This window comes from Actinophytocola sp. NPDC049390 (assembly GCF_044466355.1).
Classification (GTDB): Bacteria; Actinomycetota; Actinomycetes; order Mycobacteriales; family Pseudonocardiaceae; genus Actinophytocola.
Window position 1 is genome coordinate 18643 of sequence record NZ_JBITMQ010000008.1, and the last position, 19390, is coordinate 38032.

Here is a 19390-nt window from a genome sequence, read left to right on the forward strand (position 1 = left end):
TAGAGTCGGTGGCATGCGGATCGGCGAGCTCGCGAGCACCGCGGGCACCACCACGAAGGCGCTGCGCTACTACGAGGAGCGCGGACTGCTCGACGCCCCGCGCCGCACCAACGGCTACCGGGACTACGACGAGTCGCACCTGCGGGTCGTCCGGGAGATCCAGACGCTGCGCGAGATCGGCTTCGCGCTCGAGGACACCCGCCCGTTCGTCGACTGCCTGCGCGCGGGCCACGAGGAGGGTGACTCCTGCCCGGACGCGATCGCCGTGTACCGCCGCAAGATCGCCGAGGTCGAGGCGTACCTCGCACAGTTGAACGTGGTGCGGGACGAGCTGCGGGCCAAGCTCGCGGCCGCGCACCTGCGCAGGGGAGAGGGGAACTGACATGGATTCGGTCACCGAGGAGACGTTCGCCGACCGCGTGCTCGGGCACGACAAGCCGGTGCTCGTGGAGTTCTGGGCGACGTGGTGCGGGCCGTGCCGCATGGTCGCGCCGGTGCTGGAGCAGATCGCGGCCGAGCGGGACGACGTGGACGTCGTGAAGGTGAACTACGACGAGAACCCGGCCATCGGGCAGCGGTACCACGTCATGGGCCTGCCGACGATGCTGCTGTTCTCAGGCGGTGAGCCGGTGCACACGATCGTCGGCGCCAAGCCGAAGGCCGCCTTGCTGAGGGAGCTGGACGGCGTCCTGGCCGTGCGGTGACGGGCGGGCGTCCCACGATTGTCGGTGGGGCGCGACATAATCGCCTCGATGGTCTCCATGGACAGCAAACTCGAGGCGGCGGTGGGCGCCAAGTCGGCCAAGGCGCTGGCCGGCGCGTTGGACCTGCACACCGCCGGTGACCTGGTCCGCTACTTCCCCCGGCGGTACGCCGAACGCGGGGAGCTGACCGACATCGCCGGGCTGGAGATCGGCGAGCACGCGACCGTGATGGCGCGTGTGCAGTCGTTCAACGAGCGGCGGATGCGGCAGCGGTCGGGGTGGATCAGCGAGGTCGTCATCACCGACGGCAACCGCACGCTGGAGTGCACGTTCTTCAACCAGCGGCACCACAAGCGGGCGCTGACGCCGGGCACGAACGCGCTGTTCGCGGGCAAGGTGTCGCGGTACCGGAACAAGCTGCAGCTCACCAACCCCGACTACCAGCTGCTCACCGAGGAGATCGAGGGCGACGCGGAGGGCACGGCCGACACGGTCGAGAAGTTCACCGGGCTGATCCCGGTGTACCCGGCCGCGGCGTCCATCCAGTCGTGGCAGGTCGCGAAGTGCGTGCGGCAGGTCCTGTCGATGCTCGACGAGATCGAGGACCCGATGCCGGCCGACCTCCGGCACCGCCGGGGCCTGTCGAACTACGACGACGCCATCCGCAAGATCCACACCGCCACCGACTGGCCCGGCGTGCAGGCCGCCCGCGAACGCCTGAAGTGGGACGAGGCGATGGCGGTCCAGCTGGCGCTGGCGCAGCGGCGGCACGGGGCGGTCACGCGTCCCGCGCCGGAGTGCGCGCGCCGCGACGACGGGCTGCGGGCCGCGTTCGACAAGCGGTTGCCGTTCACGCTCACCGCCGGTCAGCAGGAGGTCGGCGAGGCGATCGCGGCCGACCTCGCGGTCGCGCACCCGATGAACCGGCTGCTGCAGGGCGAGGTCGGGTCCGGCAAGACGATCGTGGCGCTGCGGGCGATGCTGCAGGTCGTGGACGCGGGCAGGCAGGCGGCGCTGCTCGCGCCGACGGAGGTGCTCGCCGCGCAGCACGCCCGGTCGCTCACGAACATGCTGGGCGACCTGGCCATGGCCGGTGAGCTGGGGGCGGCGGAGGAGGCCACGCGCATCACGCTGCTCACGGGTTCGCTGCCCGCGGCGCAGCGCAAGCAGGCGCTGCTGGACGCGGCGAGCGGGGCGGCGGGCATCGTCGTGGGCACGCACGCCCTGATCCAGGAGACCGTGCAGTTCGCCGACCTCGGGTTCGTGGTCGTCGACGAGCAGCACCGGTTCGGTGTCGAGCAGCGGGACGCGTTGCGCACCCGCGCCGGCGAGAACAGCAGCCCGCACGTGCTGGTCATGACTGCCACCCCGATCCCGCGCACGGTCGCCATGACCGTCTACGGCGACCTGGAGACGTCGTCGCTGCGGGAGCTGCCTGCGGGCCGGTCGCCGATCAGCACGGCGGTGGTGCCCGCGGCGGAGAAGCCGGCGTGGCTGGAGCGGGCGTGGCAGCGGATCCGGGAGGAGGTCGCCGCCGGTCACCAGGCCTATGTGGTGTGCCCGCGGATCGGTGACCAGGAGTCCGCGGAGGACGTGAACCTGAATTCCGACGACGGCCGCCGGCCGCCGCTGTCGGTGGTCGAGGTGGCGGAGATGCTGGCCGAGGGCCCGCTGAACGGGCTGCGGCTGGCGCTGCTGCACGGGCGCCTGCCCGCCGACGACAAGGACGCGGTGATGCGTGCGTTCGCGGCGGGCGAGGTCGACGTGCTGGTGGCGACGACGGTCGTCGAGGTCGGTGTGGACGTGCCGAACTCGACTGCCATGGTGATCATGGACGCGGACCGGTTCGGGGTCTCGCAGCTGCACCAGCTGCGCGGCCGGGTCGGGCGTGGCAAGGCGGCTGGCGTGTGCCTCCTCGTGACGGAGACGCTGGGCGGCACCGCCACCCGGGAACGCCTCGACGCTGTCGCGTCTACTTTGGACGGGTTCGAGCTGGCGCGGGTGGACCTGGAGATGCGGCGGGAAGGCGACATCCTCGGCGCGACCCAGTCGGGCAAGCGGTCGGCGTTGAGGCTGCTTTCCCTGCTGCGGGACGAGGACCTGATCGCCGAGGCCCGCACCGAGGCGCAGGACCTGGTGGCGCGGTCACCGGACCTGTCGCAGTACCCCGGGCTGGCGTCGATGGTCGCGTCGCTGGTCTCCGGCACAAAAGCCGAATACCTGGAGAAGGCATAAGGACAGCGATGCCCTGAAAGCGTCTTTCGGGACGCGGAACCGTCTCGAAAGCGTCTTTCAGGGCATCGCCTGCCGAGGCTACTTGCTGTTGGCCTGCGCCTTTTCCTGCCGCGGCGAGGCTGGGCGCTGGGTGGCCTTCTGGGCCGCCGCGAAGTGGCGCTTCGCGTCCTCCAGGATCGAGAACGTCGAGTTGACGTGCTCGGACACCCGGCGCTCGAACTCGTCGGCCTGGCGGATCCGGTCGGCGGCCTCGGCGAGGCGCTGCTCGGCGTCCTCGACGATCTTCGCCGCGCGGATCTTCGCGTTGGCCTGCTGTTCGTTGAGTTCCTTCTCGACCTCGGCGCGCTTGGCGGTCAGCGCCTTGTCCGACGCCTGGGCGCGGGACTCGGCGTCGGACACGGTCTTGTCCGCCTGCTGCTGGGCCATGGCCTCCAGCTCGGCCAGGTTCGCCTCCACCGAGGACTTCTTCTCGGCCAGGGCCCGCTCCTGCTCGTCGGTGCGGCGCTTGGCCTCCTCGATGATCTTGGCGGCCTGCTGCTGTGCGGACTGCTGACGTGCGGCGAGCTGCTTCTCGGCCTCCGCCTTCTCGCTCGCCACGGTCTCGCGGATCTTGCCCGCCTCGACCTCGGCGTCGCCGACGATCTTCGCGGCACGGGCCTTCGCCGCGGACTCGCGCTGGGCGATCTGCTGGTCGGCCTCGGCCCGCTCGGCGGTGATCGTCTCGCGGATCTTCGTGGCCTCGCGCTCGGCGTCGCCGACGATCTTGGCGGCGCGGTCCTTCGCGACGCCGGCCCGCTCGGACAGCTCCCGCTCCAGCTCGGCGCGGCGCTGGTTGAGGGCCGCCTCGGTCTCCTGCTCCAGCGACGCCCGCTTCTCGGCCGCCTTCTGGTCCAGCAGCTCCCGCTGCTTGAGCGCGTCCGCGTCCCGCTGCTCGCGGCGCTGCTTGGCCTCCGCGTCCAGCTGCGCGATGCGGGTCTCGTTGGCCTTCGTCGCCCGCTCGACCTCGGTGCGCGCCTCCGCCATCAGCTGCTCGTGCTCGGTGGCGTTGCGGGCACGCAGCTGCTCGTACTCGTTCTCGAGCGTCGCGTGGTTCTTCGCGTACTCGGCCTCGAGCGTCTTGCGCCGCTCCGCCAGCTCCGCGGTGATGCCGTCCTGCTTGGCCTTCTGGTCCTTGGCGTACTTCGCCACGTCCGCCTTGACGCTCGCCGCGTACTCGTCCGCGGCCGCCTTCGTCTGCGCGACGTACTCGTCCGCGCCCTTGCGGGTGCCCGCCGCGTGCTCGTCGGCGTCCTGCCTGGTCTTGGCCGCGTAGGCGTCCGCCTCCTCTCTCGTCGCGGAGGCGTGGGAGTCGGCCTTCGCGCGCGTGGAGTGGGAGTACTCGTCCGCGTCGGCTCTCGTCGACCGGTCGTAGTTGTCGGCGTCGCGCTTGAACTCGGCGATCTCTTCCTCGGCGAGCTGCCACATCAAACGCTGGCGCTCCGACATCGCCTCGGTGGACGTCGGGTTGACGGTGATGCGGTGCAGCTGTTCCTTGGCGTCCAGAAGCTGCTGCTGGGCACTGCCGAGGGCCTTGGTCAGCTCGGCGACCTTGGCGACCGCCTCGTCGCGGCTCTTCGTGACATGGCTCAGGTCGAACGAGAGGCGCGTGACTCGCTCGTTGACCTGGCGCGGGTTGTAGCCGCGGAGGACAGTGTCAAAACGGGGGACCCGGAGATTCGGGTCGGACTCACCATCGGCCATGCCGCCACACTTTAGATGGTCCCCCTGGTGGGGCACTCCGGCAGGAGGGTGATAAGCCGCCGAAGACCACCCCGTGCGTTGAGCGGCGGGATGGTCTTCGGCAGGACTAATCAGCCGCGCGGCATTACCACGGTGGGCAAATGCTCTGTCGGGTGATCATCAACAGGGGATATCGGTGACGCCTCGTCACGGCGGATTCGGCCCGGCCACCAGTTCGCCCTGCCGAGGAGTGCCATCAGCGACGGCAGCACCAGCACCCGGATGACCATGGCGTCGACGAACACGGCGACCGCCAGTCCGACACCCATCTGTTTCATCTCGTTCAACGACAACGTCGCGAAGATCGCGAACACCGACACCATCAGGACCGCCGCGGATGTCACCACCCCGGCCGACCGGCTGATGCCGTGCGACACCGCGTCCTTGGTGGACAGCCCACCGCGCACCGCCTCACGGATCCGGCTCACCACGAACACGTGGTAGTCCATCGACAGTCCGAACAGGACAGCGAAGAGGAACAGCGGTATCCACGCGACGAGCGCGCCGTTCGAGTGGAAGCCCAGGATGCCCTCCGCCCACTCGTGCTGGAACACGAGCGTGAGGGTGCCGAACGCGGCCGCCGCCGACAGCGAGTTCAGGAGCAGCGCGGTCAGCGCCACCATCAGCGACCGGAACGTGACGGCCATGATCAGGAACGTCAGCAGCAGCACGAACCCGATCACGATCGGCATCCGGTCGGCGAGGTTCCCGGTGTAGTCGACGTTCTCCGCGATACCGCCGCCGACCGCGTACTCGGCGCCGCTCACCGTTCCGACCGTCGCGGGCACGAGGGTGGTCCGCAGCGCGTCGAGCGACCGCTCGCCCTCGTCGGTGCCGATCCCCGCTGTCGTCGGGATGTCCAGCGTGGTGACCCGTCCGTCGGCCGAGGTCCTGATCACCGGCTCGTCGACGTTCGCGAACAGCGGGTCGTCCTGGGTCCGGCCGGACAGGTCCTCGAGCGCGGTGCGCACCGCGTCCGCCGTCGCCGGACCGGCCTTCACCGCGATCACGTGGTTCGTGCCCTCGCTCGGGAACGCCGAGGTCAGGCGGTCATAGGCCTGCATGACCGGGATGGTGCGCGGCAGGTCGGACTCGCTGGAGGACTTCAGCTTCATGTCCAGCGCGGGCAGCGCGAGCGCGCCGAGCGCCGCGATCGAGAGCAGCAGCGTGACCAGCGGGAACCGCAGCGCGGGCCGCAGCAGGCGCGGCCACACCCGAGGTGGGCCGGTGCGGTTGGTGAGCCGCCACAGCAGCGGGACCCTCGGTCGGTCGACGCGCCTGCCGAGCTTCGCGAGCAGGGCGGGCAGCACGGTCAGCGACCCGAGCACCGCCACCGCGACCACGATGATCGACCCGGTCGCGAGCGAGGCGAACACGGCGTCGTTCGCGAGGTACAGCCCCGCCATCGAGACGATCACCGCGATGCCCGACACCACGACCGAGTGGCCGGACGTGGCCGCCGCGATCTCCACGGCACTCGTGTGGGTCATGCCCTTCTGCCGTTCCTCACGTTCCCGCTTGAGGTAGAAGAGCGAGTAGTCGACGCCGACCGCCATGCCCATCAGGACGATCATGCTGCCCAGCGAGTCGACGGCGGGCACGAAGTGCGACGCCAGCGCGGAGAGCCCGAACGCGGCGCCGACCGCGGACATCGCGAGCAGCACCGGCACCCCGGCGGCGATGATCGCGCCGAACGCGATCAGCATGATCAGGAGCGTGACCGGCACGCTGATCAGCTCGGCCTTGAGCAGGTCGTCGCCGACCTGGTCGTTGATGCCCTTGTTGATCGACGGGCCGCCGACCTGTTCCACCCGGAGGTCCGGGTGGTCCCGCTGCACGGCCGCGGTCGCGTCGTGGAGCGGGCCTAGGCGGTCACTCGCCCCGTCCCGGTCACCGGCCATCGTGACCGGCACGAGCAGCGCGGTCCCGTCCCGGGACGGCACCGGATCGCCGACCGACTCCACCTCGTCGAGCGCCGCCAGCCGGTCCGCGGCGTCGGTCGCGGCCGCCTGCCCCTCGGCCGGATCGAGCCGCCCGGAGCGGGCGGTGACGAGCACGTTCTCCTTCGCGTGCTCGGCGAAGTTCCCCTCTTCGATGATCGTGGTGGCGCGTCCGGACTCGCCGACGGCCATGTCCGACCCGGTCGCCTCCTTGTTGCCCGCCCACCCGCCCGCCGCGAAACACACCGCGACGAACACGACCCACATCCCGATCGCACGCCACGGATGCGTCGCGCTCCACCTCGCCACGCGGACCGTTGCCGGTTGCCTGCGCATCTGCTTTCCTTTCCCTGTCTCCCAAGGGATCCGATGGTTTCGGAACCGGTGGCCCGGCACACGGGTGCGCGCCCCCGAACCGGGGGTGGGGCCAGCCCTACCGCCGCATGGCAATTGGTGAAGCTTGCTCACATATCGGTGGTCGCGTAACGAGATGGGTATGAACCTGCGCAAGCTTCTGGCGAAAATCGGGGTCGCGTGCCTGCTCGGGACGTTGTGGGCGGCGCCTGCGCACGCGGAGCCCGAGCGGTACGGGGACTACATCGTGGTCCTGAACCAGGACGCGGGTGCCTTCGCGCACCGGTTCGCGTCCGTGTCGCACGTCTACTCGTCCGCGCTGGACGGGTTCTCGGTGCGGTTGACGGAAAAACAGGCCGCGGCGCTCGCCCGTGAGTCCGGTGTGGACGCGGTGGTGCGGGACACGCCCGTGCGCGCGATGGGCGAGCAGCTCAACCCGCCGTCGTGGGGGCTGGACCGGATCGACCAGCGGGACCCGCCGCTCGACCACCGGTACCGGTACCCGAACGAGGCGCCGGGCGTGCACGCGTACGTGCTCGACACCGGCGTGCGCGCGACGCACGTGGACTTCGGCGGCCGGGTGCTGCCGGGCTACGACTTCATCGGCGACGACACCGACGCCGGTGACGGCAACGGGCACGGCACGTTCATCGCGGGCATCATCGGCGGCGCCAAGTACGGCGTCGCGAAGAAGATCAGGATCGTGCCGGTGAAGGTGCTGGACGACAACGGCTCCGGTTCCATGTCGGACGTCATCGCGGGCATCGACTGGGTGACCGCCAACGCCGTCAAACCCGCGGTCGCGAACATGAGCCTCGGCGGTTCGGCGAACCTGGCGCTCGACACCGCGGTCCGCAACTCGATCGCGTCGGGCGTCAGCTACGCGGTCGCCGCGGGCGGGTCGGCGAGCAACGCGGGGAACTACTCGCCCGCCCGGGTCGGCGAGGCGCTGACGATCGGGGCGAGCGGCCCGAACGACTGCATCTCGTCGAGCACGAACACCGGTTCCGTCGTGGACATGTTCGCGCCGGGTGTGAACATCGTCGGCCCGTGGATCACGAGCAACACGTCGTCGGCGATGCTGTCGGGTTCGTCGATGGCGGCGCCGCACGTGGCCGGCGCGGCGGGCATCTACCTGCAGACCAACCCGACGGCCACGGCCGCGCAGGTGCAGACGGCGCTCATCGCGGCGTCCACAAAGGACCGGCTGTGCAACGTCCCGCCGGGGACCCCGAACCGGCTGTTGTACGTCGACCCGGGGCCTAGGCGATGACCGTCCAGGTCTTGTTCTCGCAGTAGAGGTGGTCGCCGACGGGGGAGTAGTCGGTGTCCCCGTCGGCCTGGCACGACTCGGCGACGAACGGGCCGCTGGGGTCGGACTTGACCGGGAAGCCGTCGGGCGGAGCCTTGACCCAGCTCTGCGGGGTGGTGGTGTCGCGGGTGCGCTGGCACCGCTCGGTGCCGTTCGCGCGTGTCTGGGCGATGTCGACCGCACTGCACGGTTCGACGACCTCGGGTTCCCAGCGGCTCTCGGTTTCCCCCGTGCCGGGCTGCCCGGCGGCGGTGGCCGTGCCGGGGACGTCGCGGTGGGTGGCCGCCCACCAGAGAGCGCCCGCGCCGCCCGCCAGGAGGAGCGCGACGAGCAGGAGGACCGCTCGCCGGAGCTTGCGCTTCGTCCGGCGGGCGGTCTTCTGCCGGGCGGGCTTTGATCGTGCGGGTTCGCCTCGGGGCGGGGTGGTGGGGGCGAGCCCGGGTGGCGGGGTGGCCGAGCCGCTCGCGGCCGCGGAACCGTTCGCCGGGGTCGCCACCGGTGGTGCGTGCGTGACGAGCGCCGTCGCGCCGCCGTCGATCGCGGGCGCGGTCGGGGCCAGGGGCAGGTGGGTCGTCGGCGCTTCTGGGCCGTCCGCCGTCCAGCCCGGCGGCACCGATGCCAGCAGGTCCGGGATTGGCACCGAGGTCAGGCCGCTTCGGGAACCCGGGGGCGACGCCCGCAGCAGCGCCTGCCGCGCCTGCGTGCAGTCCGTGTACCGGCGCGCCGGGTCCGGGTCCGCCATCCGGAACAGCACGGCGGCCAGCGGCCCCGGTACCTCGTCCGGCAGCGGCACCGTGTGTGTCCACGACGACGGCATGTCGGGCGAGGCGTTGCTGTAGTGCACCAACCGTCGTCCCGCCAACAGTTCCGCCGCCAGCACGCCCACCGCGAACAGGTCCGTCGCCGGCGACGGCTGGGTGCCGTCGAGGTACTCCGGGGCCAGGTAGCCGGGCGTGCCGATGGCCGCGCCGATCCCCGTCATGGACACCGTCCGCCAGGTCGCGATGCCGAAGTCGCCGACGAGCAGGTGCGGGGGCTCGTCGCCGTGCGAGCGGAGCAGCAGGTTCGCCGGCTTCAGGTCGCGGTGGACGACGCCCGTCGCGTGCAGTGCCTCCAGCGCCCGCAGCACCTGGTCCACCGCCTCGGTGACCCAGCCGACGGGCAGCGCGCCGTAGCTCGCCATCAGCGATCGCAGTGACCCGCCGCGGGCAAGTTCCGTCACGAGCCACGCGCGGTCGTCGACCAGCCGGAACGCCAGCGTGCGCACCAGGTGCGGGTGCTGGACCCGGATCCTGGACTCGATCACGAAGCGGAGGAGCCCCAGTTCGTCCTGCCCGGTGAAGCGTTTCAGCGCCACCCACCGCTCGTCGACGCGGTCCCACGCCAGGTGCACCTCGCCGAACGCGCCCGCACCCAGCGGCAGCACTCGCGTCCACCGCTCCTGATCGTCCACGGCACGAAAGGTTACTGACTGACAGGATGTCGCAACCGGACGTCGACCGGATGCGTCGTAGGGCAACCAGCGACGGAACTGAGGGGGAGCATGCGCACGGCACTCGTACTCCTGGCGGGGGCACTTGTCCTGTCGGCCTGCGGCACCGGCACCGCGGGCACGCCGACGGCGGCCGCCAGGCAGACGACGTCGAACGAGACGACCACCAGCCGTGCGCCCTTCGAGGGCGAGGTCCTCGGCAACGGCGAGGTGGTCCGCGCCGACAAGCTGGACGGGATCCGCCTCGAGTCCCCGGAGGACGGTGCACTGCGCAACTACGGCGTCGGCGTCGAGGTGGTCGACTTCGGCACGTCCGACGTGGTCGACGCGGGCGGCGGCGTCCAGTACGGCGCCGACGAGGACGCCAAGCTCCTCGCGTTCCGCCTGCGGGTGACGCCGTTCGTCGACGAGCTGGCCGGCAAGGTCACCGCCACCGTCTCCGTCGACGGCCGCCAGCGCAGCCTGCCCGACTTCGAGTACGCGGTCGACACGCCCGGCGAGGACGAGACCGTCCAGTACCTGGTCGGTGTCCCGAACGACCGGCGCGAGGTGGAGCTGGAGCTGAAGTACGCCGACTTCGCCCAGCAGTTCGACCTCCTCGAGGGCAGGCGCACCGGCGAGCAGCCCGAGATCCTGTACCGCTCCCCGGACGAGCCGTCCGTCTACGTCGAGAACCTCACGCCCGCGCGGGTCCCCGTGATCGACGCGGACGGCGAGAACGGCAACTACGTCGTCGGCGTCACCAGGGCCGAGCTGACCTACTTCACCACCGAGCTGGGTGACATGCCCGCCGGCCCGGACCGGGCCTGGCTCGTGGTCACCTACGAGCCGACCGGCGACGGGTCGATGGACAGCGTCAGCGGCGCCAACGCGTGCGTCCTGCCGTTCGCCGCGTTCACGCTCACCGCGGACGGCGAGACGTACGCCGTGGTCGACAAGCACTCCGAGATGGAGGAGTTCGAACAGCAGAAGGTGCTGGTCTACGAGGTGCCCGCGAGTCTGTCCGAGGCCACGCTGACGGTGAAAGCGCAAACATTCAACTGCGTGTACGCCGGCGACGACTACCCGTACCGCCCCACCAAGGAGGCCACGGTGAAGATCACTCTTCCGGAGGATTGAGCCCCAAACCGTCACGCCCGTCACGTGGGACAGAACTCCCGACAGGCGGGAACCACCGGGTAACGTTCCCCGAAGTTCCCGACCCCCTGACAGGAGGTACGGCATGTTCCGCAAGGTGCTCGTCGCCAACCGTGGCGAGATCGCCGTCCGGGCATTTCGCGCCGGATACGAGCTGGGAGCCGGCACGGTGGCCGTCTTCCCGCACGAGGACCGCAACTCAGCGCACCGCATGAAGGCCGACGAGGCCTACGAGATCGGCGAACCCGGTCATCCCGTCCGCGCCTACCTCTCCGTCGAGGAGATCATGAAGGCGGCGCGGAAGGCCGAGGCCGACGCGGTGTACCCGGGCTACGGCTTCCTGTCGGAGAACCCGGAGCTGGCGCGGGCGTGCGAGGCGGCGGGCATCACGTTCGTCGGCCCGCCCACCGAGATCCTCGAGCTCACCGGCAACAAGGCCCGCGCGGTCGCCGCCGCGCGCGCCGCGGGCATCCCGGTGCTGCGTTCGTCGGCGCCGTCGGCTGACCTGGACGAGCTGCTCCGCGCCGGTGACGAGCTGGGGTTCCCGCTGTTCGTCAAGGCCGTCGCCGGTGGCGGCGGGCGCGGCATGCGGCGGGTCTTGGAGCCCAAGGCCCTGCGGGAGTCGCTCGAAGCCGCGATGCGGGAGGCCGAGTCCGCGTTCGGCGACCCGACCGTGTTCCTCGAGCAGGCCGTGATCAACCCGCGGCACATCGAGGTGCAGATCCTCGCCGACGGCGCGGGCAACGTGATGCACCTGTTCGAGCGCGACTGCTCGGTGCAGCGCCGCCACCAGAAGGTCATCGAGATCGCGCCCGCGCCGAACCTCGACCCACAGCTGCGGGAGCGGATCTGCTCCGACGCGGTGAAGTTCGCGCGGCACATCGGCTACCGCAACGCGGGCACCGTCGAGTTCCTGCTGTCGCAGGACGGGCAGCACGTGTTCATCGAGATGAACCCGCGCATCCAGGTCGAGCACACGGTCACCGAGGAGATCACCGACGTCGACCTCGTCCAGTCGCAGCTGCGGATCGCGAGCGGTGAGACCCTCGCCGACCTGGGCCTTTCCCAGGACACGGTGCGGATCAGGGGCGCGGCGCTGCAGTGCCGCATCACCACCGAGGACCCGGCCAACGGGTTCCGCCCGGACACCGGCAAGATCAGCGCCTACCGCTCGCCGGGCGGCGCGGGCATCCGCCTCGACGGCGGCACCGTCTCGCCCGGCACCGAGATCAGCGCCCACTTCGACTCGATGCTGGTGAAGCTGTCCTGCCGCGGCCGTGACTTCCCCGCCGCCGTGGCCAGGGCGCGGCGCGCGGTCGCCGAGTTCCGCATCCGCGGTGTCTCCACGAACATCCCGTTCCTGCAGGCGGTGCTGGACGACGCGGACTTCATCGCGGGCAAGGTCACCACGTCGTTCATCGAGGACCGGCCGCACCTGCTGACCGCGCGCAGCTCGTCCGACCGCGGCACCAGGCTGCTGTCCTACCTCGTCGACGTCACCGTCAACAAGCCGCACGGCGAGCGGCCCGAGGTGATCGACCCGGGCGCGAAGCTGCCGGAGATCGAGCTGTCCACGCCGCCCGCCGGGTCGAAGCAGAAGCTCGACGAGCTGGGCCCCGAGGGTTGGGCGCGCTGGCTGCGCGAGTCGAAGGCCGTCGGCGTCACCGACACGACGTTCCGCGACGCGCACCAGTCGCTGCTCGCCACCCGCGTCCGCACCAAGGACCTGGTCACCGTCGCGCCGTACGTCGCGCAGATGACGCCCGAACTGCTGTCCGTCGAGTGCTGGGGCGGCGCGACCTACGACGTGGCGCTGCGGTTCCTCGCCGAGGACCCGTGGGAGCGGCTCGCGAAGCTCCGCGAGGCCATGCCGAACCTGTGCCTGCAGATGCTGCTGCGCGGCCGCAACACCGTCGGGTACACGCCGTACCCGACCGAGGTGACCAGCGCGTTCGTCGAGGAGGCGACCGCGACCGGCATCGACATCTTCCGCATCTTCGACGCGCTCAACGACGTCGAGCAGATGCGCCCGGCCATCGAGGCCGTGCTGTCGACCGGGAAGGCGGTCGCGGAGGTCGCGCTGTGCTACACCGCCGACCTGTCCGACCCGAACGAGCGTCTGTACACACTGGACTACTACCTGAAGCTGGCCGAGCAGATCGTCGGCGCGGGCGCGCAGGTGCTGTGCGTCAAGGACATGGCGGGGCTGCTGCGCCCGCCCGCCGCGCACCGCCTGGTCACCGCGCTGCGCAAGGAGTTCGACCTGCCGGTCCACCTGCACACGCACGACACCGCGGGCGGTCAGCTGGCGACCTACCTCGCCGCGATCCAGGCCGGGGTGGACGCGGTCGACGGCGCGTCGGCGTCGATGGCGGGCACCACCTCCCAGCCGTCGCTGTCGGCGATCGTCGCCGCCACCGACCACGGTGAGCGCGAGACCGGGCTCGACCTGCGGAAGGTGTGCGACCTGGAGCCGTACTGGGAGATCGTGCGGAAGGTCTACGCACCGTTCGAGGCCGGATTGCCCGGGCCGAGCGGCCGCGTGTACACGCACGAGATCCCGGGCGGACAGTTGTCGAACCTGCGCACGCAGGCGGCGGCGCTCGGCCTCGCGGACCGGTTCGAGGAGATCGAGGCGACCTACGCGGCCGCGGACCGCATGCTGGGCCACCTCATCAAGGTGACCCCGTCGTCCAAAGTGGTCGGTGACCTGGCGCTGCACCTCGTCGGCGCGGGCGTGGACCCGACGGAGTTCGAGGCCGACCCCGGCCGGTTCGACATCCCGGGCTCGGTGATCGGCTTCCTGCGCGGCGAGCTGGGCGACCCGGCGGGCGGGTGGCCGGAGCCGTTCCGCACCAAGGCGTTGCGGGGGCGGTCGCCCGCGCCGGAGCCGCCCGGGCTGTCCGACGAGGACAGGGCCGGTCTCGTCAGCGACCGGCGGGCGACGCTGAACCGGTTGCTGTTCCCGGCGCCCGCCAAGGAGTTCCTGGCGCAGCGCGAGCAGTTCAGCGACACGTCCGTGCTGGCGAGCAAGGACTTCTTCTACGGGCTCAAGCCGCGCATCGAGTACCCGGTCGACCTCGAGAAGGGCGTCCGGATGCTGATCGAGCTGGAGGCGATCGGCGAGGCGGACGAGCGCGGCATGCGCACTGTCATGGCCAAGCTGAACGGCCAGCTGCGTGCCACGCAGGTGCGGGACCGGTCGGTGGCCTCGGACGTGCCGGTCGCCGAACGCGCGGACCGGGCCAACCCGAACCACGTCGGCGCGCCGTTCGCGGGCGTGGTGACGCTGACGGTCGCCGAGGGCGACACGGTCGAGGCGGGCGACACCGTGGCGACGATCGAGGCCATGAAGATGGAGGCGTCGATCACCGCACCCAAGGCCGGGACCGTCGCCCGCGTCGCGATCGGCTCCGTGCAACAGGTGGAGGGCGGCGACCTGCTGGTCGTGCTGAGCTGAGCGCACGGGGTTGCGATCCGGCGGGTTGGCCGTGCTGATGGGGTCCTTCGGTGCGTTGGCTGTGTTGAAGGGCCCCTTCAGCGCGTCAGGACAGCGTGTCGCACAGGTTCTCCTCGGTGCTGGTGTAGCGCAGCGTGCGGGTGCCGTCCTCCGCGATCGTGATCAGCGTGACGCCGTCGAAGCGGTAGTAGCCCTGCGAGTAGTCGTCCTCCGCGCGGAACCCGAAACCGAACGGGCCGATGCCGGAGAACGACTTCATCGCCTGCCCGTCCGGGTACAGCTCCAGCCAGGCGTGCCCGGACAGGTCGCGGACGACCGACGCGCCGGTCGCCACGTTGGTGAACCGGGTGACCAACTCGCCGCGGTACTCCAGCACCCGCTCCGCGCCGTCGGGGTAGCGGGTGACGACCCGGAACTCCTCCTCGTCGACGATCGCCTCCACGGCGAGGGCGAACGCGCAGTACTTGCCCTCGGGTGCGACGAAGTCCGTCGCCGTGTACGGCTGCCACGGCTCCGGTCCGCTCACCGCCTGTGCGGGCGTCGCGCCGAGCGCGGTCAGTACGACGGCCAACGCCGCCACGGCCAGGTTCCGAGCACGCATGTTTCGCTCCTGAGTCGTTAACCGGTTATCGTGAGTCAAGTGGTTAGCGACACGGGCTGTCAAGAGAGGTGGTCGTGACCGGGAAGCTGCCCCCGTACGCGGTGCGGGCCGGTGGGCGAGTCCTGCCCAAACCGATCGCCGGGCACCCGGCACTCGAGCTGTGCAACACGCTCGCGGGCTGGGACGACCCGCCCGACGCACGTCACGAATGGCTCCGTGACCACGAGCACCTCGCGGTCTGGGTCGAGTTCACCGGCCTGCTGCCGCACTGCCCGCGCACGGCGGGCACCGAGGTGCTGGCGGAGGTCCGTGAGCTGCGGGCGGTGGCGTACCGGCTGTTGCGGCACCGGGACGCCGCGGCGCTCCCGGCGTTCGCGGCGTGGGCGGACGAAGCCAACGCGCACCGCAGGCTGGTTGGCGAACCCGGCGGCGGCGCGCGGTTCCGGCTGCCGACGGGTGACGATCCCCGGCTGCCGGTGCACGCCAGCGCGCTCGCCGTGGCCGACCTGCTGGCGGACCCGGCGCTCGCGACCGTGCGCGCCTGCCCCGGCGACGGCTGCGGGTGGCTGTTCCTCGACCCGCGCGGGCGCCGGGTGTGGTGCAGCATGGCGGCGTGCGGCAACCGGTCGAAGGTCCGCGCGCACGCCGCCCGCCGGCAGACGTCAGGCGGCTGAACCCGCCAGGGCCTGGCGCAGTGCCGAGGAGAAGACCTCCACGGGCTGCGCGCCCGACACCCCGTACTTGCGGTCCAGCACGAAGAACGGCACCCCGGTCGCGCCGAGCAGCCGCGCCTCGCGGATGTCGTCCTCCACGTCGGACGTGTACCGGTCGCTCGTCAGCACCTCGCGGGCGCCCTCGACGCCGATGTCCTCGCTCAACCGCACCAGGGTGTCCACGTCGTTGACGGTCTCGCCCTCGACGAGCTGTGCGCGCATGAGGCGCTCGTGCATCTCGCCGCCCAGGCCCTGCGCCTTCGCGTGGTGGGTCAGGCGGTGGGCGTCGAACGTGTTGACCATGACCGCGTGGTCGTAGTCGTAGCGCAGGCCCTCCGCGGCGGCCAGTTCGGTCACACGCTCGGTCATCGCGCGGACGTCACCGCCGAACTTCTTCTCCAGCCCCTCGTACACGGGGATGGCCTCGCCGCGGGGGAACGCCGGGTCGAGCTGGAAGCTGCGCCACTCCACCTCGACCGCGTGGTCGAAGTCGGCGAGAGCGGACTCCAGGCGTCGTTTGCCGATGTAGCACCACGGGCACACGATGTCGGACCAGACCTCGATCTTCACAGCGCGCAGCTCCCGTCCTCACACACCGGCACGTCCTCGTCCCCGAGCGTCACCAGCACGGGCACGTCCTCGGTCTCTTCGTCCATACAACAGACGAACCACACCGGGCGCGCCGTCATTCCGGCGTCAGGCCTCCGCCATGTCCTTCCAGCAGAAGTCGCTGCCCTCGTAGGCCACGGTGATGATCATGTCGGCGTCGACGCGCTTCGTGCCGTCGGCCAGGACGGCACGCGCCCTGGCCGTCGCGGTCGGGCCCGCGTCGTCGATCTCGCCGCGCAGCTCGAACTCCTCGACGAGATCGGCCTCCTCGACGTAGCCCCTGATCGCCGGTTCCGACCCGGTGCAGATGAGCTGCGTCAGCGCCTCCTGGTCCTGGTCGCAGAAGCCCTGGACGATCTTCGAGATGAGCGCCTTGACCTTCTGGGCGCTGCCGTCGTCCATGCCGTCGGGGTCGGTGGCGCCGCCCGTCCCGCAGCCGCCGGTCTCCTCGCCGGCGCTGGTCGCGGTGCCGCCCGAGCCCGCGGTGCCGCCGGAGTCGTCGTCACCGAGCAGGAAACCGGGTGCGACGAACGCGGTGATGGTGAACACGACAAGCGCGACGACCGCCACGCCGAGCCCGGCGACGAGCCCGGCGTTGCCCTTCTTCTGAGGCTGGGGACCGCCGGGATACGGACCGTCCGGGTACTGGCCGCCGGGTGGGAACTGCCCGTGCTGCTGGTAGCCACCGCCCGGCCCGGGTGCCGGTGGCCAGCCTGGCTGCTGACCGTACGGCTGCTGACCGGGCGGCTGTGGGTACGTCATCTGTCTTTACTCCATGGCTCGGCTGCGCTGTGCTGGAAGGACGGCACACCGACCCTAAGTGGTTCCCCTGCGGGCCATGACGGTCGATCGACCCACACGGCCCGCCTGCTCCGTCACGGCCAGTCGGGATCGCTTGTCAGCACGGTCAACCGCTGCGTGGCACGCGTCAACGCCACGTACAGCGTGCGCGGGCCGGTCGTCGACTCGGTCACCAGCTCCGTCGGCTCCACGAGCACCACCGCGTCGTACTCGAGGCCCTTCGCCTCGATGCCGTCCACGACGTGCAGGCGCTCGTCGGTGACCTCCGCCAACAGCTCACGGGACGCCTCGAGCCGGCCCGCCGCGGTGATCACGCCGACGGTGCCGTCCATCTCGTCGAGCAGCTGGCGCGTGGCGAGGCGCAGTGCGTCGGCCAGCTCCGGTGGGTCGATCACACGCACGGACGGCTTGACCCCGGTGCTGCGCACCGCGTGCGGCAGCTGGTCCGGCGTGGACACGTCGGTCACCACCTGCGCGGCCAGCTCGAAGATCTCCGCCGAGTTCCGGTAGTTCGTGCGCAGCTGGAACTGCCGCCGCTGTGTCCGCGCGCCCACCGCGGACACCCTGGCCTGCTCCGCCTCAGCCGGGTCCGGCCACGACGACTGCACCGGGTCGCCGACGATCGTCCAGCTCGCGTACTTGCCGCGCCGCCCGATCATCCGCCACTGCATCGGCGACAGGTCCTGCGCCTCGTCGACCACGATGTGCGAGTACTCGTCGTAGTGCTCGCCACGCCTCGGCGCCGCCGACCACCCCTGGTGCTCGGCCTGCGCCGCCGCACGTACCCGGCGGCGGTGCCGCTTCGGCGGCGGGCCGAGCAGCACGCGCAGCTCGTCGAGCAGCGCCACGTCCGCGACGGTCGGGCCCACGGCCGGGTCGGCCCACGACTCGACGAGCGCGTCGACCTCGGCGGGCGTGAACGCGCGGCCCGCGGCCCTGCGCAACCGGTCGCGGTCGGCGAGCAGCCGCAGCGCCTCCCGCTCGGACAGGATCGGCCACCACACCACCACGAACCGGTGGAAGTCGATCCGCTCACCGAGTTCCGTGATCAGCTCGTCCCGGTCGAACCCCAGCCCGTAGGAGTCGGCCTTGCGCCACAGCGCCTCCAGCAGCGCCTCGGCGGCGTCCACCCTGGACTGGTTCGGCGGCCGGTTGATGCCCTGCACGGCACGTCGGACCTTCGCGAGGTCACGCGCGTCGAGCTTCAGCACCTCGCCCCGGTAGGTGATGCGCAGCTCGTCCGGCGCGTTCGGCGGCGGTTCGCGCAGCGCGCGCTTGAGCACCCTGCGCATCCGCAGCGAGCCCTTGACCCGGCTCACCTCGGCCGAGTCGATGCCCACCGCGCGGGCGCCGTCGAGCACCTCACCCAGCGACCGCAGCTCGACCGTGTCCTCTCCCATGGACGGCAGGACCCGCGAGATGTACGAGGTGAACGCCGGCGAGGGACCCACGACCAGCACGCCGGACCCGCCCATGCGGCGCCGGTCCCGGTAAAGCAGGTACGCCACGCGGTGCAGCGCCACGGCCGTCTTGCCGGTGCCCGGGCCGCCGGTGATCTCGGTGACGCCCTTCCACGGCGCCCGGATCGCCTCGTCCTGCTCACGCTGGATGGTGGCGACGATGTCGCGCATCCGGTCGCCACGCGCCCTGGTCAGCGACGCCATCAGCGCGCCTTCTCCGACCACCGCCATGCCCTCGGGGCGCTTCTCCGGCGCCAGCAGGTCGTCGTCGATGTCCACAACGGACTGGCCGGTGGAGCGGATGACCCTGCGGCGCACCACGTTCATCGGCTGCTCGGCGGTCGCCTGGTAGAACGCGGCCGCGGCGGGCGCACGCCAGTCGGTGACGAGGTTGTCGAAGTTCACGTCCCGGATGCCGAGCCTGCCGACGTACATGGTCTCGCCGTCGGTGTCGTCGAGGCGGCCGAACACCAGGCCCTCGTGCTCCGCGTCGAGCGTGCGCAGGATCTGCGTGGCGTGCCGGACCATCACGTCGCGTTCGAACAGCATCGCGGCCTGCTCGAAGATGGCCTCGTTGCGCGCCCCGTGGGCGAGTTGGTCGCCGCGTCTGCGCATGGCCTCGGCCTCGGTGCGCATCTCGTCGACGCGCTTGTAGACGACGTCGACGTGGGCCTGTTCGACCGCGATCTCGGTCTGCCTGTCGGAGGTCTGCGACACGCACCGCTCCTGTGAGTGCCAGCGTGTTGGGTGGGAAGAGCGAGCCTACGCGAAATGCGCGGACGAGGTGGTGCGC

At 71.1% G+C, this 19390-nt stretch carries 14 protein-coding genes; 7 read left to right on the forward strand and 7 right to left on the reverse strand.

The features are described 5' to 3' along the window. Positions 1-13 precede the first annotated feature (13 nt). The 3 genes from ACIBVP_RS22530 to recG are packed head-to-tail and all read left to right on the forward strand — an operon-like array spanning position 14 to position 2939. Positions 14-382, forward strand: coding sequence for a MerR family transcriptional regulator (locus tag ACIBVP_RS22530; RefSeq protein ID WP_396108201.1), 369 nt, complete (start codon positions 14-16; stop codon positions 380-382). Between the two features lies 1 nt (position 383). Continuing rightward, positions 384-704, forward strand: a complete 321-nt coding sequence (gene trxA, locus ACIBVP_RS22535) for a thioredoxin (RefSeq protein ID WP_396108202.1) — start codon at positions 384-386, stop codon at positions 702-704. 48 nt (positions 705-752) lie between these two features. Further along, complete coding sequence (gene recG / locus ACIBVP_RS22540; RefSeq protein WP_396108203.1) at positions 753-2939, forward strand: ATP-dependent DNA helicase RecG; 2187 nt, start codon at positions 753-755, stop codon at positions 2937-2939. A 78-nt stretch (positions 2940-3017) separates the two neighbouring features. Here the strand turns inward: recG and ACIBVP_RS22545 are convergent, their stop codons facing one another. Continuing rightward, positions 3018-4679 carry a hypothetical protein gene (locus ACIBVP_RS22545; protein ID WP_396108204.1) on the reverse strand — a complete coding sequence of 554 codons (1662 nt, stop codon included), beginning with the start codon at positions 4677-4679 and terminating at the stop codon, positions 3018-3020. Between the two features lie 110 nt (positions 4680-4789). After that, positions 4790-6994, reverse strand: coding sequence for an MMPL family transporter (locus ACIBVP_RS22550; RefSeq protein WP_396108205.1), 2205 nt, complete (start codon positions 6992-6994; stop codon positions 4790-4792). Between the two features lie 160 nt (positions 6995-7154). On the opposite strand from ACIBVP_RS22550, the gene ACIBVP_RS22555 reads away from it, so the two are divergent. Then, complete coding sequence (locus tag ACIBVP_RS22555; protein ID WP_396108207.1) at positions 7155-8285, forward strand: S8 family peptidase; 1131 nt, start codon at positions 7155-7157, stop codon at positions 8283-8285. On the opposite strand, the gene ACIBVP_RS22560 is transcribed toward ACIBVP_RS22555, so the two are convergent. Next, on the reverse strand, positions 8275-9777 hold the full coding sequence (locus ACIBVP_RS22560) for a protein kinase (protein WP_396108208.1): 1503 nt from the start codon (positions 9775-9777) through the stop codon (positions 8275-8277). The genes ACIBVP_RS22555 and ACIBVP_RS22560 overlap by 11 nt on opposite strands. A gap of 90 nt (positions 9778-9867) precedes the next feature. Between ACIBVP_RS22560 and ACIBVP_RS22565 the strand changes: the two genes are divergently transcribed. Together ACIBVP_RS22565 and ACIBVP_RS22570 are read left to right on the forward strand one after the other, a co-directional pair. Beyond that, a complete protein-coding gene (locus ACIBVP_RS22565; protein ID WP_396108209.1) occupies positions 9868-10935 on the forward strand; it encodes a hypothetical protein in 1068 nt (355 codons plus the stop codon). A gap of 103 nt (positions 10936-11038) precedes the next feature. Next, positions 11039-14413, forward strand: coding sequence for a pyruvate carboxylase (locus tag ACIBVP_RS22570; RefSeq protein ID WP_396108210.1), 3375 nt, complete (start codon positions 11039-11041; stop codon positions 14411-14413). A gap of 85 nt (positions 14414-14498) precedes the next feature. Here ACIBVP_RS22570 and ACIBVP_RS22575 read toward each other — a convergent pair whose 3' ends face one another. Next, positions 14499-15014: a hypothetical protein gene (locus ACIBVP_RS22575; protein WP_396108211.1), complete on the reverse strand. Its 516-nt coding sequence runs from the start codon at positions 15012-15014 to the stop codon at positions 14499-14501. A gap of 74 nt (positions 15015-15088) precedes the next feature. Between ACIBVP_RS22575 and ACIBVP_RS22580 the strand changes: the two genes are divergently transcribed. Continuing rightward, a complete protein-coding gene (locus tag ACIBVP_RS22580; protein WP_396108212.1) occupies positions 15089-15688 on the forward strand; it encodes a CGNR zinc finger domain-containing protein in 600 nt (199 codons plus the stop codon). Here ACIBVP_RS22580 and ACIBVP_RS22585 read toward each other — a convergent pair. The 3 genes from ACIBVP_RS22585 to ACIBVP_RS22595 form a co-directional block, all read right to left on the reverse strand. After that, positions 15677-16297: a DsbA family protein gene (locus ACIBVP_RS22585; RefSeq protein WP_396108213.1), complete on the reverse strand. Its 621-nt coding sequence runs from the start codon at positions 16295-16297 to the stop codon at positions 15677-15679. The genes ACIBVP_RS22580 and ACIBVP_RS22585 overlap by 12 nt on opposite strands. 126 nt (positions 16298-16423) lie before the next feature. Continuing rightward, positions 16424-17098: a hypothetical protein gene (locus ACIBVP_RS22590; RefSeq protein ID WP_396108214.1), complete on the reverse strand. Its 675-nt coding sequence runs from the start codon at positions 17096-17098 to the stop codon at positions 16424-16426. Between the two features lie 113 nt (positions 17099-17211). Beyond that, the gene (locus tag ACIBVP_RS22595; protein ID WP_396108215.1) at positions 17212-19314 is read right to left on the reverse strand and encodes a HelD family protein; all 2103 of its coding nucleotides are present in this window, start codon (positions 19312-19314) and stop codon (positions 17212-17214) included. Positions 19315-19390 lie beyond the last annotated feature (76 nt).

Bases quoted from the DNA above. Each gene is read 5' to 3' on its own strand.
- ACIBVP_RS22555 (WP_396108207.1), top strand. From the start codon at position 7,155: ATGAACCTGCGCAAGCTTCTGGCGAAAATCGGGGTCGCGTGCCTGCTC.
- ACIBVP_RS22530 (WP_396108201.1), top strand. From the start codon at position 14: ATGCGGATCGGCGAGCTCGCGAGCACCGCGGGCACCACCACGAAGGCG.
- ACIBVP_RS22570 (WP_396108210.1), top strand. From the start codon at position 11,039: ATGTTCCGCAAGGTGCTCGTCGCCAACCGTGGCGAGATCGCCGTCCGG.
- ACIBVP_RS22575 (WP_396108211.1), bottom strand. From the start codon at position 15,014: ATGCGTGCTCGGAACCTGGCCGTGGCGGCGTTGGCCGTCGTACTGACC.
- trxA (WP_396108202.1), top strand. From the start codon at position 384: ATGGATTCGGTCACCGAGGAGACGTTCGCCGACCGCGTGCTCGGGCAC.
- ACIBVP_RS22545 (WP_396108204.1), bottom strand. From the start codon at position 4,679: ATGGCCGATGGTGAGTCCGACCCGAATCTCCGGGTCCCCCGTTTTGAC.
- ACIBVP_RS22590 (WP_396108214.1), bottom strand. From the start codon at position 17,098: ATGACGTACCCACAGCCGCCCGGTCAGCAGCCGTACGGTCAGCAGCCA.
- ACIBVP_RS22550 (WP_396108205.1), bottom strand. From the start codon at position 6,994: ATGCGCAGGCAACCGGCAACGGTCCGCGTGGCGAGGTGGAGCGCGACG.
- ACIBVP_RS22565 (WP_396108209.1), top strand. From the start codon at position 9,868: ATGCGCACGGCACTCGTACTCCTGGCGGGGGCACTTGTCCTGTCGGCC.
- recG (WP_396108203.1), top strand. From the start codon at position 753: ATGGTCTCCATGGACAGCAAACTCGAGGCGGCGGTGGGCGCCAAGTCG.